Below are 17,159 nucleotides of genomic sequence, written 5' to 3'. Positions count from 1 at the left end.
GGTGTACAGCAGCAATGCCTAGCCGACCGGTACTAATAGGCCGAGGGCTTGTCCCACAAACACTTTACAAACCCTGCAAAGCGTATGTTCGCGTCCACGAACCAAACACAAACCACAGAACAGCTCAACACATGAGCTGCACATCTGAATAATGGCTTGGAAACACACCACCGTGACAACCATCCGGGGGTGTGTGACCGCAAGAGTTACGGCGGCCATAGCGAAAGGGAAACACCCGGTCCCATCCCGAACCCGGAAGTTAAGCCTTTCAGCGCCGATGGTACTGCAACCGAGAGGTTGTGGGAGAGTAGGACGCCGCCGGACATACACTTCGTAGGGGCCACCGTAAGGTGGCCCCTACGTTCATTTACTGACGTCCTCCGAGGCGGAACCAGGAGCACAGAGTCGTGGCTGAGCAGCGTCGCAACCAACGTCCGACCGGCGGCAAGCCGACCGGCGGGAGGCCTACGGGCAAGTCGACCGGGAAGCCTGCAGCGAAGTCGACCGGCAAGCCCCCGGTGCGCCGGGGCGGTTCCCCGGGGTCGGCGAAGTCGTCCGAGCGCTCGTCGCGCTGGACCCCCGACCAGGACAGTGGCTCGAAGGGCCGTCCGGCCCGTTCCGGCGGCGATCGCCCGGGTCGCAAGAACGACTGGAAGCGCACCGACCGGGACGTCCCGCGGACCGCCTCCCAGGCCGAATACGACGGCCCCGATCTGCCCGAGGGGATCACCGGCGCCGAGATCGACCGCTCCGTGACCGCCCAGCTCAAGGGTCTGCCGGAGAAGCTCGCCTCGCGGGTCGCCCGGCACCTGGGTGCGGCAGCGATGTTCATCGACACCAACCCGGAGCTGGCCTACCAGCACGCGATGGCAGCCCGTGCGCGCGCGCCGCGGCTGGCGGTCGTGCGTGAGGCGACGGGGGAGTCGGCCTACGCCGCCGGCCACTACGCCGAGGCCCTCGCCGAGCTGCGGGCCGCGAAGCGGATGAACGGCGCCACGGCGTACCTCCCGATCATGGCCGACTGCCACCGCGCCCTCGGCAAGCCGGCCGAGGCGCTCAAGCTCGCGAAGAGCCCCTCGGTCGCCAACTTCGCCCCCGAGGCCAAGGCCGAGATGACGATCGTCGAGGCCGGCGCCCGGCGCGACCTCGGCCAGCTCGACGCTGCGCTGCGCACCCTGGAGCTCGCGCCCCTCATGTCCAAGAGCCGCGCGCCCTGGGTGGTGCGTCTGCGCTACGCCTACGCCGACACGCTCGAGGCGGCCGGCCGCGAGCAGGACGCGCTGATGTGGTTCCACCGGACCCACTCGGTCGACAGCGACGAGCTCACCGATGCCGCGGAGCGCGCCGAGGCGCTCGAGAAGCGCGTCAACTGAGGTTTCCCCCGTGGGCACCTGGGCAGGATCGAGCAGATCGAGTCCCGCGAGGAGGGCTGGAATGCTTCGTTTCTCGGGTGCAGGAGTCAGTGATGTCGGGCTTGTCCGCCCGCACAACGAGGACTCCGCCTTCTACGGGCCCTACGTCGCGCTGGTGGCCGACGGTGTCGGTGGCGCTGCGGCCGGCGAGGTCGCGTCCGCGACCGCGGCGTACGTAGTTTCCGCGACCGCCCTGTCCTGGTTCGGGCACGACCCTGCGGCGGTGATCCGCGCCGCGATCCGCGACGCGCGGATCAGCCTGCGGGCGGGTGTCGAGCAGGACTCCGAGCGCGCCGGGATGGCCACGACGCTGACCGCGGTCGTCTGCGACGGCGAACGGGTCCACCTCGGTCACGTCGGCGACAGCCGCGCCTACCTCTACCGCGACGGGACGCTGCGCCAGGTCTCCCACGACCACACCTACGTCCAGCACCTCCTCGACACCGGGCAGTTGCGCCCCGACCGGGCGATGGGTCACCCGTGGCGCAACGTCGTGCTCCGCTCCCTCGACGGCGGCCCGGACTCCGGCGCGGGGGAGCCCGACGTCGTCGACCTCGACGTCCGCGAGGGTGACCGGCTGCTGCTGTGCTCCGACGGACTCACCGACCTGGTCGAGGACGATCGGATCGCCGAGGTGCTCCGGCTGGCCGACCCCCACTCCGCGGCGGCCGTGCTCACCCACTCGGCGCTGCTGGCCGGAGGCAAGGACAACATCACCTGCGTGGTGCTCGACGTCATCGACGGCCCGGTGGTCGTCGGCGACGGCCGGCTGCTCGGGGCGGTCCGCGACATCGACAACATCGTCGACCCGTCGTCGGTCCGCCTGCGACACTCCACCTCATGAGCGATGTGAAGCGGCCGGCCCTGGAGGGCTCCGTCGCGGTCCGCGGCAACCGCCGGCTCAGCTTCGCGGAGTACGGCTCACGCACCGGCCCGGCACTCATCTGGATGCACGGAACGCCCGGCGCCCGTCGACAGATCCCGCTCGAGGCGCGCACGTACGCCGAGCGCCAGGGGATCCGGTTGATCGGCCTCGATCGGCCCGGGATCGGCTCGTCCACGCCGCACCTGTATCCCGACATCCTCGACTGGACCCGCGACCTCGAGCTGGTCATGGAGACCCTCGGCATCGACACGGTCCGGCTGATCGGTCTCTCCGGCGGCGGTCCCTACGCGCTCGCCGCAGGCGCGGCCATGCCCGACCGGGTGCACGGCGTGGGTGTCCTCGGTGGGGTCGCCCCGACCCGCGGCCCCGACGCGGTCGAAGGCGGCATCATCCAGCTCGCGGTCCACCTGGCGCCGCTGCTCTCCGTCGCTCGCGTGCCGCTCGGCGTCGGCATCACGGTCGGCATCCGGCTCGCGCGGCCGCTGGCCGGTCCCGCGCTCGACCTGTACGCCGCCCTGCAGCCGCCCGGGGACAAGAACCTGCTGTCCCGCCCGGAGTTCAAGGCGATGTTCCTCGACGACCTGCTCAACGGCAGCCGGTTCCAGACCTCGGCGCCGATCAACGACCTGATCCTCTTCACGCGGCCCTGGGGCTTCGAGGCGAGCGACGTCACGGTCCCGGTGCGCTGGTGGCACGGCGACGACGACCACATCGTGCCGTTCCGGCACGGCCGGTACCTCGTCGACCGGCTCCCGGACGCCACCATGTCGGTGATCGACGGCGAGAGCCACCTCGGCGGGCTCGGCATCGCCGAGGACGTCATGGCCGCGCTGATGGAGCTCGGCCCGCGGCGCACCACGCGGCGTACGCCGGGGCGCACGACGCGCCCGTCGGCACGCTGACGCTGAACACTGGTGTTCCTGCGCCCCATGGGCCACAATGGACCTCACAACTACATCCGTGTCACTTGCACCTCGTTCCACTCCGAAAGAGACCGCTGGGGAAGGCGTATCTCGCGCCGGAGATGAAGGAGGTCACGGTGACCGCACGCACTGCAACCCGCACCGCGACGAGGGGCGTTCTCTACGTCCACTCGGCGCCGTCAGCGCTGTGTCCTCACATCGAGTGGGGCATCAGCGGTGTCCTTGGTGTGCCCGTGAGCCTGGACTGGACCCCGCAGGCCGCACAGTCCGGCTCCTACCGCGCCGAGCTGTCGTGGTCGGGAGCTGTCGGTTCGGCTGCTGCTGTCGCGTCCGCGCTGCGCGGGTGGGACCACCTCCGCTTCGAGATCACCGAGGAGCCGACGGCGTCGTCCGAAGGTGCCCGCTACTCCTACACCCCCGAGCTCGGCGTCTACCACGCCGTGACCGGCCTCCACGGCGACATCATGATCCCCGAGGACCGGCTCAAGGCCGCGGTCGTCAAGGCCGCCCTGGGTGACACGACGTTGCTCATCGAGATCGACAAGCTGCTCGGCAAGCCCTGGGACGACGAGCTGGAGACCTTCCGGCACGCCGGCGACGGCGCCCCGGTGCGCTGGTTGCACCAGGTTGTCTGAGCCGCGTCGGGCGTAGCCCGACGCGACGCGAAGAGGTCGAGCGGGTCGAGACCTGAGCGTCGGTCAGCGGCTCAGCCGGAAGTGCGACGGCTCGAGCCACCGCACGTGCTCGTCGCCGAACTCGCCGTACCAGTGCACCTTGGCCTTGATCGTGAAGACGCCGGCGCGCGTGGAGTAGCGGCAGAACCGGAAGTGCGCCCTCTTGTTGACCCGTGGGTCCGAGTCGGCGAAGTAGGCACCCGACGCGAGCCCCTGGCCGTCGGGGTCCTTGAGGAAGGTCTCGAGGGTCCAGTCGCTGGTGGGCGTCTTGATGACGTAGTGGTAGCGGTAGTTGTGGCAGCCCGAGCGCAGCGTCCCGTCCGGCGCCCACGTGTGGCCGACCGAGCGGGCCTCAGCGGGTCCTGACGACAGCACGACCAGGCTCGCGAGGAGCAGTGCGAACAGGCCTCGTGTGACGGACGTCATGCAAGTCCAACGGAGCGGACCGCGGACGGGTTATGGCTCAGAGCGGGATGTTGCCGTGGACGCCACGGCGTACGCCGCCGGACTGCACGGCCTCGTCGATCGCTCGGGCGATGGTCGAGCGGGTCGCGGACGGCGGGACGACCTCGTCGACGACGCCGATCTCGACGGCCTTGTCGACGCCACCGGCGATCCGCTCGTGCTCGGCGGCCAGCTCGGCCTCGACCTGCGGCCGGATGTCGGGGGCGACCTCGGCCAGCCGCCGGCGGTGCAGGATCCGGATCGCGGCGACCGCTCCCATCACGGCGACCTCGGCACCCGGCCAGGCGAAGACCTTGGTGGCGCCGAGCGAGCGAGCGTTCATGGCGATGTAGGCGCCGCCGTACGTCTTGCGGGTCACCAGGGTGACGCGCGGGACGACGCACTCGCCGAAGGCATGCAGGAGCTTGGCGCCGCGGCGGACCACGCCGTCCCACTCCTGGCCGACGCCGGGCAGGTAGCCGGGGACGTCCACGATCACGATGAGGGGTACGCCGAAGGCGTCGCACATCCGCACGAAGCGGGACGCCTTCTCGGCCGAGAGCGAGTCGAGGCAGCCACCGAGCCGCAGCGGGTTGTTGGCGACCACGCCGACGGTGCGACCGCCGAAGCGGCCGAGCGCGGTGACGATGTTGGGGGCCCACCGGGCGTGCAGCTCCTGGGTGGTGCCCTCGTCGAGCATCGAGTCGACCAGCGGGTGGACGTCGTAGGCGCGCTTCTTCGACTCGGGCAGCAGCGCCTCGAGGTCGCGGTCCTCGACGTCGTCGACGACCAGGCTGCCCTGGGAGCCGAGGAGGGACGCGACGCCGCGGGCGCGGTCGAGCGCCTCGCGCTCGGACTCGGCGAGGATGTGGACGACGCCGGAGCGGCGGCCGTGCGGCTCGGGTCCGCCGAGGCGGAGCATGTCGACGTCCTCGCCGGTGACCGAGCGGACCACGTCGGGTCCGGTCACGAAGATCCGGCCCTCGGGGCCGAGGATGACGACGTCCGTGAGCGCGGGGCCGTACGCCGCACCGCCGGCGGCCGGGCCGAGCACGACCGAGACCTGCGGGATCTTGCCGGACGCCTGGGTCATCACCTGGAAGATCCGGCCGACCGCGTGCAGCGAGAGCACGCCCTCGGCCAACCGGGCGCCGCCGGAGTGCCAGAGCCCGATGATCGGGACGCCGTCGGTCATGGCCAGGTGGTAGGCGTCGACGACGACGCGGCAGCCGAGGTCGCCCATCGCGCCGCCCATCACGGTGGCGTCGGAGCAGAAGGCGACCACGCGGGTACCGTTGACCTGGCCGACCGCGGCGAGCATGCCCGAGTCGTCGTCGGGCGTGATCAGCTCGAGCGTGCCCTCGTCGAGGAGCGCCGTGAGCCGGTGGACCGGGTTGCGGGGGTCCTCCTCGCGGGGGACCTTCGTCGCCTTCGGAGTTGCTGTGGCAGTCATCAGACGGATCCGAACGCGACGGCGACGTTGGCGCCACCGAAGCCGAAGGAGTTGTTGAGGGCTGCGATGTCACCGAGCGGCAGGTCGCGCGCCTTGGTGGCGATGTCGAGCTCGACCTGGGGGTCCTGGTTGTCGAGGTTGATCGTCGGGGGAGCGATCCGGTGGTGGAGCGCCAGCACCGTCGCGACGGCCTCGAGCGCTCCGGCCCCACCGAGCAGGTGGCCGGTCATCGACTTCGTGCTGGTGACGACGACGTCGGTCGCGTGGACGCCGAGGGTCGCGTGCAGCATCAGGCCCTCGGCGATGTCGCCCTGCGGCGTCGAGGTCGCGTGGGCGTTGACGTGCGCGATGTCGGTGGGGCTGAGCTCGCCCTCGGACAGCGCCCGGAGGATCGCCCGGGAACCGCCACGACCCTCGGGGTCGGGCTGCGCGATGTCGTGGGAGTCGGCGGTGATGCCGGCGCCGAGCACGGTCGCGTAGATCCGCGCGCCGCGCGCCTTCGCGTGCTCCTCGGACTCCAGGACCAGCACGCCGGCCCCCTCGCCGAGGACGAACCCGTCGCGGGCGAGGTCCCACGGGCGCGAGACCGCGGTCGGGTCGCCGCCGTCCTCCCCGCTCGCGGTCTTGGAGAGCGCCATCATGTTGGCGAACGCCGCCATCGGCAGCGGGTGGATCGCCGCCTCGGTGCCACCGGCCACGACCACGTCGGCGCGGCCGAGGCGGATCTGGTCGATGGCGTGGGCGATCGCCTCGTTGCCGGAGGCGCACGCGGAGACCGGCGTGATGACCGCCGCGCGCGCCCCGACGTACAGGCTGATCTGGGCTGCTGGTGCGTTGGGCATCAGCATCGGCACCGCGAGGGGAGAGACCCGGCGTGGGCCCTTCTCCTTCAGGGTGTCGTAGTTGTCGAGGAGCGTCGTGACGCCGCCGATGCCCGACGCCATGCAGACACCGAGCCGCTCGTTGTCGAGCTCGACGCCCTCCAGGCCGGCATCGGCCCAGGCCTCCATGGCCGCGACCATGGCGAACTGGGAGGACCGGTCGAGGCGTCGCGCCTTGACCCGCTCGAGGACCTCGGTGGGCTCGACCGCGATCCGGCCGGCGATCTTGACCGGCATCTGCTCGGCCCACTCGTCGGTGAGGTAGCGGACCCCGGAACGCCCGTTGATGAGGGCGTCCCAGGTGCTCGCCACGTCACCCCCGACGGGGGACGTGGTGCCCAGACCGGTGACGACGATGCGCTTCGACATGGTGCTCCTTGCGGTGGGTGGAACGATCAGGCCTGCGCGCGCTCGATGAACGCGACGGCGTCACCCACGGTCTTGAGGTTCTTGACCTCGTCGTCGGGGATCGAGACGCCGAACTTCTCCTCGGCGGCCACGACGACCTCGACCATGGACAGCGAGTCCACGTCCAAGTCGTCGACGAACGACTTGTCGAGCTGCACGTCGTCGGCGTCGATGCCGGCGACCTCGTTGACGATGTCGGCGAGGTCGGAGCGGATCTCTTCGGTGGTTGCCATCAGGCGGTTCCTTCTCTTGGTGGGGTGGTTCCGTCGGTGCTGCGGTGGTGCGGTCCTACGGCACGGTGACGACCTGCGCGGCGTACGCGAGGCCGGCACCGAAGGCGATCAGGAGGGCCGTATCGCCGCTGCGCGCGTCGCCCTCCTCGATCATCCGGTCGAGGGCGAGCGGGATCGACGCGGCCGAGGTGTTGCCCTGCTCGGCGATGTCGCGGGCGATCTTGACCCGCTCGGGGAGCTTCATCGCCCGCGCCATGGCGTCGGTGATGCGCATGTTGGCCTGGTGGGGGACGAAGACGTCGAGCTCGTCGATGGTGACGCCCGCGCGGTCGAGCGCCTGCTGCCCGGTCTTCGCCATCTGGTACGACGCCCAGCGGAAGACGGCGTTGCCCTGCATGACCAGGTGGGGCATCTCGGGGCGTTCGGAGGCGACCACGTCACGCCAGTCCTCGCGCTGCCGGATCAGGTCGAACTGCTCCCCGTCGGATCCCCAGACGACCGGCCCGATGCCGGGCTGTTCGCTCGGTCCGACGACCACGGCACCGGCACCGTCGGCGAAGATGAAGGCGGTCCCACGGTCGCCGATGTCGGTAAGCTCGGAGAGCCGCTCGACGCCGATCACCAGCGCGTAGCCGGCGCTGCCGCCGCGGACCATGTCGGACGCGAGGGCGACGCCGTGGCAGAACCCGGCGCACGCGGCCGAGATGTCGAACGCCGCGGCCTGGTCGGTGCCGAGCTCGTGGGCGATGGCCGTGGCGATGGCGGGGGTCTGGAGCATGTGGGTGACCGTCGCGACGATCACGCAGTCGATCTGGCGGGCGTCGATCCCGGCCCGTTCGAGCGCCGTACGGGACGCCGCGACCGACATCATCTGCACGGTCTCCTCGGCCGTCGCCCAGCGCCGCTGCTTGATGCCGGAGCGCTGCTGGATCCACTCGTCACTCGAGTCGATCGCGTCGACGACCTCCGCGTTGGGGATGACCCGGCTGGGCCGGTAGGCGCCGATGCCGAGGATGGCGGCGTGCTGTGCGCCGACCGACTGGCTGATCTCCGCCATCACTGACCACCTTCGGGGTGCAGCCGGATGAGCGGCTGGCCGGGGGAGACGGGATCGCCGTCCTCGACGAGCCACTCGACCACCTGACCACCGTGGGCGGCGGTCACGCCCGTGCGGCCGCGGAGGCTGGCGACGTCGCCGATCGTGATGCCGGCGGGCAGCACGTCCAGGTCGGCGGCCTCCTCGGAGACGTGGAAGGTGCCCTTGATGGGGGAGACGACCATCCGCCAGGTCGGGCTGGTGCCGATGCCGACGCCGGAGGCCTCGCCGTGCTTGGCGCAGAACGCGCGGGCGTCGTCGAGCTGGTCGGGCGTCTTCAGGGCGAAGGTCTCGACGCCCTTGAGGGCGCGCTTGGCGATGCCGGTGAGGGTGCCGGCGGGCGGCATCTCCAGGATGCCGGTGACGCCGAGGTCCTCCATCGTCTCGAGGCACAGGTCCCAGCGGACCGGGCTGGCGATCTGGCCGACGATACGGGCGAGGATGTCGCGACCGTCGTGGACCACCTTGCCGTCGCGGTTGGAGATCACGCGGGTGCGCGGGTCGTGGACGGACACCGAGCGGGCCAGGCCGGCGAGGTGCCCGACGGCGGACTGCATGTGGTGGGTGTGGAACGCGCCCGCGACGCTGAGCGGCATCAGCCGGGCCTTGGTCGGCGGCTCGTCGGCGAAGGCGCGCAGCTGGTCGAGCGTGCCGGCGGCCACGATCTGCCCGGGCCCGTTGTCGTTGGCGGCGGTGAGGCCCTGCTTGTCGATCGCGGCCAGGACCTCGTCGCGGTCGCCACCGAGGACCGCGGTCATCCCGGTCGGCGTCTGCGCGGCGGCCTGGGCCATCGCCTTGCCGCGCTCGCGGACCAGCACCATCGCCTGCTCCGCGGTGATCACCCGGGCTCCGACAGCCGCGCCGATCTCGCCGACGCTGTGGCCGGCGACGGCGCCGACCTGCTCGAACGCGTCAGAGGGGTGCGGGAACACCTCGAGGACGGCGACCAGGCTGGTGGCGACGAGCAGCGGCTGGGCGATCTCGGTCTGGCGGATCGCGTCGGCGTCGGCCTCGGTGCCGTAGTGGGCCAGGTCGATCCCGGCGACGGTCGAGAGCCAGTCGAAGCGGGACGCGAACGTCGGGTCCTCCAGCCAGGGCGTGAGGAATCCGGGAGTCTGGGCGCCTTGACCGGGAGCGACGATGACGAGCACGTGTTCCACTGTGCCGGGTCGGGAGCCCTCACCTCGCCTCCGGCCCGCACGAAAACTGTCCGCGATTCTTTGTCGGAACCCTACAAAGATCGCTTGGACGGCGTGCTACCGCCCTGCGGAGCCCCGACCGGACTGCCGGCCGAGCACCAGGGCGATCTCGAGCGCGAAGGCGTCGCGCGGGTCCGACGGCGAAAAACCGGTCAGGTCGGCGACCTGGCGGAGCCGGTAGCGGACCGTGTTCGGGTGCACGAACAGGGCGCGACCGGTGGCCTCGATCGACGAGCCGTGCTGGAAGTAGGCCGAGATCGTCTCGATCAGGGTGCCGCGCGCGTCGAACAGCGGCAGGTAGATCTCGTCGACCATGTGCCGGCGGGCGTGGCCGTCACCGGCGAGCGCCCGCTCGGGCAGTAGGTCGGCACTGCGCACCGGACGCGGTGCCTCGGGCCAGCCCGGGGCCGCGCGCTGCGCGGCGAGCGCGGCCCGGGCCGAGATGTAGGCCCGGCCGAGGTCGTCGGTCACCGGGCCAACGACGACCGGGCCCGGCCCGAACAGGTCGGCCACGACGGTGGCCGCCTTCTTGGCGTCGGTCACGCCGCCGAGCACGACGACGAGCCGCTCGCCCTGGGCCGCGCACAAGGCATCCATGCCGGCAGCGCGGGCGCGACGGCGTACGTCGTCGAAGGTGTCGGTCTCGCTGCGCTCCGCGGTCGCGCTCCCGAGGACGACCGCCACGTCACCGCGACCGGCCCAGCCGAGCGCGCTGGCCCGGGAGAGCAGGGCCTCGTCGGCGTCCGAGCGCAGCACGCCGTCCACCACCAGGGCCTCGAGCCGAGCGTCCCACGCGCCGCGCACCTCGGCAGCCCGGGCGTAGACCTCGGCGGTCGCGAAGGCGACCTCGCGGGCGTAGCGGAGCACGTCGGCACGCACCTCGGCAGCGTCCTGGGGGTCCAGCAGCTCCTCGATGTTGGCCTCGACGACCTCGATCGAGAGGCGGACCAGGTCGACGGTCTGGCGCAGGTTGATCACGCCGGCCAGCGCCCGCGGGGCGGCACCGAAGACCGAGGAGACCATCTCGCCGCCCGCCGGAGCCGGCTGGTCGTCACCCTCGCGGTACCAGTCGACGAAGCCCTGGATACCGGCCTGGACGATCATCGAGACCCAGGAGCGGTCCTCGGCGCTGAGCGCGCGGAACCACGGCATGTCCTGCTCCATGCGGGCCGTCGCCGCCGTGCTGAGCGCCCCCGTGGCCCGCTGCAAGGCCGTCGCAGCCCGCTGATGGGGCGTCGCGCCCGGGCGTGGAGTCACCTGCTCACGCTAGTGGACCCCCCGATTCCACGTAAAACCCCGGTAAATCAAGGGGATCCGGGTCCCGAAGCGGAACGACGTCTGATTAGATCGCGGTCTACGTCGATCTGGGGAGGCACCGTGCCGAACGGCCGCGAGGACGTGCAGTACGTGACCATCCACGGTCACCGCCGTGCCTACGTGAAGACCGGCAAGGGGCCCGTCGTGCTCCTGCTCCACGGTCTCGGGTGCGACCACACCACCTGGGAGCCGGTGATCGAGTCGCTGGCGCGCCGCTACACCGTGATCGCTCCCGACCTGCTCGGGCACGGCCAGTCGGACAAGCCGCGCGCCGACTACAGCGTGGGCGGCTACGCCAACGGCATGCGTGACCTGATCACGGTGCTCGGCATCGACAAGGTCACCGTCATCGGCCACAGCTTCGGCGGCGGCGTCGCGATGCAGTTCGCCTACCAGTTCCCCGAGCGGACCGAGCGGTTGATGCTCGTGTCCTCGGGCGGTCTCGGCACCGAGGTCGCGCCGGCCATCCGGGCGATCACCACGCCGGGCTTCCACGAGGTGATGGCGGTGCTCACCCTGCCCGGCGTTCGCCATGTCGGCGTGGCCGGCATGCGCGCCCTCTCGGCGCTCCCGCTCAAGGCGACCCGCGACCTCGACGAGGTCGCGCGGGTCTTCGACTCCTTCAAGGACGCGCGGTCGCGGCACGCGATCCGCCACGTCGTGCGCGCGGTCGTCGACTGGCACGGCCAGATCGTGACCATGGCCGACCGGGCCTACCTCACCGAGGAGATGCCGATGTGGGTCGTCTGGGGTCGCGACGACCGCGTGATCCCGGTGCGCCACGCCAGCAACGCCGCGATGCTCGCGCCCAAGGCGCGGGTCGAGGTGATCGCCGACGCCGGGCACTTCCCGCACAAGGACCACCCGCACCGGTTCGCCAAGATCGTGCACGAGTTCATCCGCACGACCGAGCCTGCGACCTACTCCCGGTCCCGCTTCCGCACGCTGCTCAAGCAGGGGCAGTCCCAGCCTCGCCTGCTGCACTCGGTGTCCGACACGGCGTAGCCGAGACGCGTCAGCGGATCGGCTGACGGTGGTCGAGCAAGCGGCGCGACTGAGCCTGCGAAGTCGCGACCCGCGTGTCGAGACCCGGCGAGACGACGCAGGGCGGCGACCACGGTCACCGCCCTGCGTACGTTTCGGGGGTTTCGAGACGGTTGCTGCGCAACCTCCTCAACCACCGGTGGGGCTAGGCGTCGCCGCCCTCCTGCTTGACGCCGGCGACCGCGGTCGGGTCGTCGATGCGGTACTTCGCGAACGCCTCCTCGACCTTGGAGCGGTCGATCTGGCCCGCGTCGGCGAGCGCCTGGAGCGTCTGCACGACGACCGACTGCGCGTCGATGTGGAAGAAGCGGCGCGCGGCGGGGCGGGTGTCGGCGAAGCCGAACCCGTCGGCACCGAGCACGCGGTAGTCGCGCGGCACCCAGCGGGCGATCTGCAGCGGGACGGCCCGCATGTAGTCGGACACGGCGATGACCGGGCCGTCGACGTCGCGCAGCTTGTCGGTGACGTACGGCGTACGCGGGCTCTCGCCGGGGTGCAGGAGGTTCCACTCCTCGGCCGCCACGGCGTCGCGGGCCAGCTCGTTCCACGAGGTGACCGACCAGGTGTCGGCGCTGACGCCCCACTCCTCGCGGAGCAGGCGCTGGGCCTCGTGGATCCACGGGAACCCGACACCGGACGCGAGCAGCTGGACCCGGGGGCCCTCACCCTCGCCGGAGTCGACGTGGTGGATGCCCTTGAGGATGCCCTCGACGTCGACGCCCTCCGGCTCGGCCGGCTGACGCACCGGCTCGTTGTAGACGGTGACGTAGAAGATCACGTCCTCCGCGTCCTCGCCGTACATCCGCTCGAGGCCGGACCGCATGATGTGGCTGACCTCGTAGGCGAACGCCGGGTCGTAGTGGACGACCGCCGGGTTCGTCGCCGCGAGCAGCGGCGAGTGGCCGTCGGCGTGCTGGAGACCCTCACCCGTGAGCGTGGTCCGGCCCGCGGTGGCGCCGATCAGGAAGCCGCGCGCGAGCTGGTCAGCCATCGCCCAGATCGAGTCACCGGTGCGCTGGAACCCGAACATCGAGTAGAAGATGTAGAACGGGATCATGTGCTCGCCGTGCGTGGAGTACGCCGAGCCCGCGGCGGTCGCGGACGCCATCGCGCCGGCCTCCGAGATGCCCTCGTGGAGCATCTGGCCCTGGGTCGACTCCTTGTAGGAGAGCAACATATTGCGGTCGACCGACTCGTACTGCTGGCCGGCCGGGTTGTAGACCTTCGCGCTCGGGAACATCGCGTCCATGCCGAACGTGCGGTACTCGTCGGGGGCGATCGGGACGATCCGCTTGCCGATCTCGGGGTCCTTCATCCAGTCGCGGAGCAGCCGGACCACGGCCATCGTGGTCGCGATGGAATGCTTGCCGCCGCCCTGCTTGAGCTCGGCGTAGATCCCGTCACCCGGGAGCTGCAGCGGCTTGGCGCGCAGCACCCGCTTGGGCAGGGAGCCGCCGAGGCTCTTGCGCCGGTCCATCATGTAGACGATCTCGTCGGCCTCCGCGCCCGGGTGGAAGAACGGCGCGCCGCCGGTCTCCTCGTAGGAGCGCTCGAGGTCGCGGTCGGAGATCGGCAGGTAGAGGCGGTCCCGGAACTTCTTCAGGTCGTCCTGGGTCAGCTTCTTCATCTGGTGGGTGGCGTTCTTGCCCTCGAGGGCGTCGATCGTCCAGCCCTTGATGGTGTGGGCGAGGATCACGGTCGGCTGGCCGACGTGCTTGGTCGCCGACTCGAACGCGGCGTACACCTTGCGGTAGTCGTGGCCGCCGCGGGGCAGCTTCTCGATCTGCTGGTCGGTCATGTGCTCGACCATCTTGCGCAGACGCGGGTCGGCGCCGAAGAAGCTCTCGCGCACGTAGGCGCCGTCCTCGACCGAGTAGGTCTGGAAGGCGCCGTCGGGCGTGGTGTTCATCTGGTTGACCAGCACACCGTCGACGTCGCGGGCGAGCAGCGGGTCCCACTCGCGACCCCACACGACCTTGATGACGTTCCAGCCGGCGCCGCGGAAGTTGGCCTCGAGCTCCTGGATGATCTTGCCGTTGCCGGTGACCGGACCGTCGAGCTGCTGCAGGTTGCAGTTGATCACCCAGGTGAGGTTGTCGAGCTCCTCGCGGGCAGCGATCCGGATCGCGCCGAGCGACTCGGGCTCGGCCATCTCGCCGTCACCGAGGAACGCCCACACGTGCTGGTCGCTGGTGTCCTTGATGCCGCGATTGGCCAGGTAGCGGTTGAAGCGCGCCTGGTAGATCGAGTTGATGCCGGTCAGGCCCATCGAGACCGTCGGGAACTCCCAGAACTCCGGCATCAGCCGCGGGTGGGGGTACGACGAGAGCCCGGCGTGCGGTCCGTGCTGGACCTCCTGCCGGAACCGGTAGAGCTGCTCCTCGGTGAGCCGGCCCTCGAGGAAGGCGCGGGCATAGATGCCGGGGGAGGCGTGGCCCTGGATGTAGATCTGGTCGCCGCCGCCGGGGTGGTCCTTGCCCTTGAAGAAGTGGTTGAAGCCGACTTCGTAGAGGCTCGCGGACGACTGGTAGGTGGCGATGTGGCCGCCGACCTCGAGTCCCTTGCGGTTGGCGCTCGACACCATCACGGCGGCGTTCCACCGGATGAACGCGCGGATGCGGCGCTCGGCCTCCTCGTCACCGGGGAACCACGGCTCGCGCTCGGGCGGGATGGTGTTGATGTAGTCGGTGCTGCGCAGGGCAGGGACACCGACCTGCATCTCGCGGGCTCGTTCGAGCAGGCGGAGCATCACGTAGCGAGCTCGCTCGCGGCCGCGCTCCTCGACGAGGGAGTCGAAGGAGTCGATCCAGTCGGTGGTCTCGTCCGGGTCGATGTCGGGAAGCTGGGTGGGCAGGCCCTCGTGGATGACGGTCGGGATGGTGCCGCTCCGCTTGGTCTCCGTGCCTGAAGTGGGGCCAATATTGTGTTCAGCGTCTTCGGTCACCCGCTCATCGTTGCACGCTCTCAAGGCCCAAGGAATTTACCCGCGGGTAGCCGAAACGGGAGTGCCCACAGGCTGGGCCAGCGGGATCACGGGTTGCGCCCCTGCGCTAACTCCGCTGGACTACTCCTCACTTCTTACCAACTTTGACTGGAGGCGTCCGTTGAGCTCGACCTCGGGTGGTGGGTCCACCCAGACAGGACCTGCTGCAAGCCCGGCCGAACGGCTGGGTTTCAACCCCGGCATGGTCGTGCAGGAGCTGGGCTGGGACAGCGACGCCGACGATGACCTCCGGGTCGACATCGAGGACCGCATCGACGCAGACCTGGTCGACAGCGACTACGGCAACGTCGTCGATGCCGTGATCCTCTGGTGGCGTGACGAGGACGGCGACCTGGTCGACGGACTCGTGGACGCGCTGACCGACCTGGTCGGTGGGGGAGCGATCTGGCTCCTCACCCCGAAGGTGGGCCGGCCCAACGCCGTCGACCCGGCCGACATCGCGGAGGCCGCGCCGATCGCCGGCCTCTCGCAGACGACGACCGCGGCAGTCAGCAAGGACTGGTCCGCCACCCGGCTGGTCGCGCCCAAGACGCCCGTCTGATGGTGATCGAGAAGGTTCTCGCGGGCTTCTCGGCCACCGGCACCACCCTCAAGGTCCTCGGGACCGCAGGGGTGATCCGCCCGCACCACCCGCTGGCGCTCGCGCGCGCCGGCAAGGCGCTGCGCGACTGGGGCACCGGTCCTGCCGGCGGCTTCACGGCGATGGCGACCCTGGATCCGCACCGGATCGGTCTCGTCGACGAGCTCGGCTCGCTGACCTTCGACGAGATGCACCGGCGCTCGAACGCCCTGGCCCGGGCCCTCGCCGACCTCGGCGTCGGCGCGGACGGCAGCGTCGCGCTGATGTGTCGCAACCACCGCGGCTTCGTCGAGGCCAGCATTGCGACCGCCAAGCTGGGCGCCGACATCCTCTACCTCAACACCGCCTTCGCGGGGCCGCAGCTGGTCGACGTGCTCGAACGCGAGGCGCCCACCGTCGTGGTCCACGACGAGGAGTTCACCGCGATGCTCGCCAAGGCGGACGTCGGTACGGCGGTCCTCGGCTGGACCGACAGCGAGACCGACGAGCCGACGCTCGAGTCGCTGATCGCGTCGCAGCCCGACGGTGACGTCGAGCCGGCGGGACGGCACGGCCGGATCGTGATCCTGACGTCCGGGACCACCGGCACCCCGAAGGGCGCACCACGCAGCGAGGCCGGCATCGAGGCCGCGGTGTCGCTGCTGTCCCGGATGCCGCTGAAGTACGGCTGGCGCACCCACATCGCGGCGCCGCTCTTCCACACGTGGGGCTTCGCCCACCTGGCGCTGTCCATGCTGCTCGGCTCGACCGTGGTCCTGAAGCGGAAGTTCGACCCCGAGGGCTGCCTCGCGGTCACCCGCGACGAGCGCTGCGACTCGCTGGTGGTGATCCCGGTGATGCTGCAGCGGATCATGGCGCTGCCCGAGAAGACGCTGACGTCGTACGACCTCACCCGGGTGAAGGTGGTCGCCTCGTCGGGCTCCGCGCTGCCGGGTGACCTGGCCATCGACTGGATGGACCACTTCGGCGACAACCTCTACAACATCTACGGCTCGACCGAGGTCGCCTACGCGTCGATCGCCACCCCGGTGGACCTCCGCGCGGCGCCGTCGGCAGCCGGCAAGCCGCCGTACGCCACGATCGTGAAGATCCTCGACCCCGACGGCCACGAGGTGCCTGCGGGGGAGACCGGCCGGATCTTCGTCGGCAACGGGCTGCTCTTCGAGGGCTACACCGGCGGGGGTCACAAGGAGGTCGTCGACGGGCTGATGTCGACCGGCGACGTCGGCCGCTTCGACGACGACGGTCGCCTCCACGTCGAGGGGCGCGACGACGAGATGATCGTCTCCGGTGGGGAGAACGTCTTCCCCAAGGAGGTCGAGGACACCCTGATGCGCCACCCGGCCGTGGTCGAGGTCGCGGCGGTCGGGGTCGACGACCCCGACTTCGGCAAGCGCCTGCGGGCCTACGTCGTGGTCAACACCGACGTCAGCGAGGACGAGCTCAAGGCCCACGTGAAGGACAACCTGGCGCGCTTCAAGGTGCCGCGCGAGGTCGTCTTCCTCGACGAGCTGCCGCGCAACGCGACCGGCAAGGTGCTCAAGCGCGAGCTCTCCCAGGACTGACTCGCCCGATGGAGGGCCCGTCCGAGTCGGGTGACAGGAT

Annotated in this window: 15 protein-coding genes and 1 rRNA gene; 8 read left to right on the top strand and 8 right to left on the bottom strand. The window is 70.7% G+C overall.

The genetic code is table 11. The features are described from left to right. Positions 1-207 precede the first annotated feature (207 nt). From rrf to ABLE68_RS22235, 5 genes are all read left to right on the top strand, one after another. Positions 208-324: ribosomal RNA gene (gene rrf, locus ABLE68_RS22255) — 5S ribosomal RNA — on the top strand. An 83-nt stretch (positions 325-407) separates the two neighbouring features. Further along, positions 408-1,373, top strand: coding sequence for a tetratricopeptide repeat protein (locus ABLE68_RS22250; RefSeq protein WP_348874375.1), 966 nt, complete (start codon positions 408-410; stop codon positions 1,371-1,373). A 61-nt stretch (positions 1,374-1,434) separates the two neighbouring features. Beyond that, entirely contained in the window at positions 1,435-2,256 is an 822-nt protein-coding gene (locus ABLE68_RS22245; protein ID WP_348874374.1) for a PP2C family protein-serine/threonine phosphatase, read from the top strand. Continuing rightward, on the top strand, positions 2,253-3,200 hold the full coding sequence (locus tag ABLE68_RS22240) for an alpha/beta fold hydrolase (protein ID WP_348874373.1): 948 nt from the start codon (positions 2,253-2,255) through the stop codon (positions 3,198-3,200). Before ABLE68_RS22245 ends, ABLE68_RS22240 begins: the two co-directional genes overlap by 4 nt. A gap of 122 nt (positions 3,201-3,322) precedes the next feature. After that, the gene (locus ABLE68_RS22235; protein ID WP_348874372.1) at positions 3,323-3,856 is read left to right on the top strand and encodes a DUF3145 domain-containing protein; all 534 of its coding nucleotides are present in this window, start codon (positions 3,323-3,325) and stop codon (positions 3,854-3,856) included. 63 nt (positions 3,857-3,919) lie between these two features. Here ABLE68_RS22235 and ABLE68_RS22230 read toward each other — a convergent pair whose 3' ends face one another. The 7 genes from ABLE68_RS22230 to ABLE68_RS22200 all read right to left on the bottom strand — a co-directional run bounded on the left by ABLE68_RS22230 (position 3,920) and on the right by ABLE68_RS22200 (position 10,866). Next, complete coding sequence (locus ABLE68_RS22230; RefSeq protein ID WP_348874371.1) at positions 3,920-4,321, bottom strand: hypothetical protein; 402 nt, start codon at positions 4,319-4,321, stop codon at positions 3,920-3,922. 37 nt (positions 4,322-4,358) lie between these two features. Next, positions 4,359-5,792: an acyl-CoA carboxylase subunit beta gene (locus ABLE68_RS22225; protein ID WP_348874369.1), complete on the bottom strand. Its 1,434-nt coding sequence runs from the start codon at positions 5,790-5,792 to the stop codon at positions 4,359-4,361. Further along, entirely contained in the window at positions 5,792-7,042 is a 1,251-nt protein-coding gene (gene fabF, locus ABLE68_RS22220) for a beta-ketoacyl-ACP synthase II (protein ID WP_348874368.1), read from the bottom strand. Before fabF ends, ABLE68_RS22225 begins: the two co-directional genes overlap by 1 nt. 26 nt (positions 7,043-7,068) lie before the next feature. Next, positions 7,069-7,314, bottom strand: a complete 246-nt coding sequence (locus tag ABLE68_RS22215; protein ID WP_425475659.1) for an acyl carrier protein — start codon at positions 7,312-7,314, stop codon at positions 7,069-7,071. Positions 7,315-7,369: 55 nt separating this feature from the next. Next, positions 7,370-8,371 carry a beta-ketoacyl-ACP synthase III gene (locus ABLE68_RS22210; protein ID WP_348874366.1) on the bottom strand — a complete coding sequence of 334 codons (1,002 nt, stop codon included), beginning with the start codon at positions 8,369-8,371 and terminating at the stop codon, positions 7,370-7,372. After that, complete coding sequence (locus tag ABLE68_RS22205) at positions 8,371-9,561, bottom strand: acyltransferase domain-containing protein (RefSeq protein WP_348874364.1); 1,191 nt, start codon at positions 9,559-9,561, stop codon at positions 8,371-8,373. Before ABLE68_RS22205 ends, ABLE68_RS22210 begins: the two co-directional genes overlap by 1 nt. Positions 9,562-9,666: 105 nt before the next feature. Next, complete coding sequence (locus tag ABLE68_RS22200) at positions 9,667-10,866, bottom strand: PucR family transcriptional regulator (RefSeq protein WP_348874362.1); 1,200 nt, start codon at positions 10,864-10,866, stop codon at positions 9,667-9,669. A gap of 120 nt (positions 10,867-10,986) precedes the next feature. Here ABLE68_RS22200 and ABLE68_RS22195 point away from each other — a divergent pair, with 120 nt between their 5' ends. Continuing rightward, entirely contained in the window at positions 10,987-11,931 is a 945-nt protein-coding gene (locus tag ABLE68_RS22195) for an alpha/beta fold hydrolase (protein ID WP_348874361.1), read from the top strand. 184 nt (positions 11,932-12,115) lie between these two features. On the opposite strand, the gene aceE is transcribed toward ABLE68_RS22195, so the two are convergent. Continuing rightward, positions 12,116-14,848, bottom strand: a complete 2,733-nt coding sequence (gene aceE / locus ABLE68_RS22190) for a pyruvate dehydrogenase (acetyl-transferring), homodimeric type (protein WP_348874397.1) — start codon at positions 14,846-14,848, stop codon at positions 12,116-12,118. Positions 14,849-15,074: 226 nt separating this feature from the next. Between aceE and ABLE68_RS22185 the strand changes: the two genes are divergently transcribed. Continuing rightward, the gene (locus tag ABLE68_RS22185; RefSeq protein ID WP_348874359.1) at positions 15,075-15,515 is read left to right on the top strand and encodes a DUF3052 domain-containing protein; all 441 of its coding nucleotides are present in this window, start codon (positions 15,075-15,077) and stop codon (positions 15,513-15,515) included. After that, positions 15,515-17,119, top strand: a complete 1,605-nt coding sequence (locus ABLE68_RS22180) for an AMP-binding protein (protein WP_348874358.1) — start codon at positions 15,515-15,517, stop codon at positions 17,117-17,119. The genes ABLE68_RS22185 and ABLE68_RS22180 overlap by 1 nt, the downstream gene beginning before the upstream one ends. Positions 17,120-17,159 lie beyond the last annotated feature (40 nt).

Source organism: Nocardioides pollutisoli (assembly GCF_040045055.1).
In the GTDB taxonomy this organism is placed as follows: Bacteria; Actinomycetota; Actinomycetes; order Propionibacteriales; family Nocardioidaceae; genus Nocardioides; species Nocardioides tweenelious.
The sequence above is the reverse complement of the archived record's forward strand: the minus strand, read 5'-3'. Positions and strand labels throughout refer to the sequence as shown.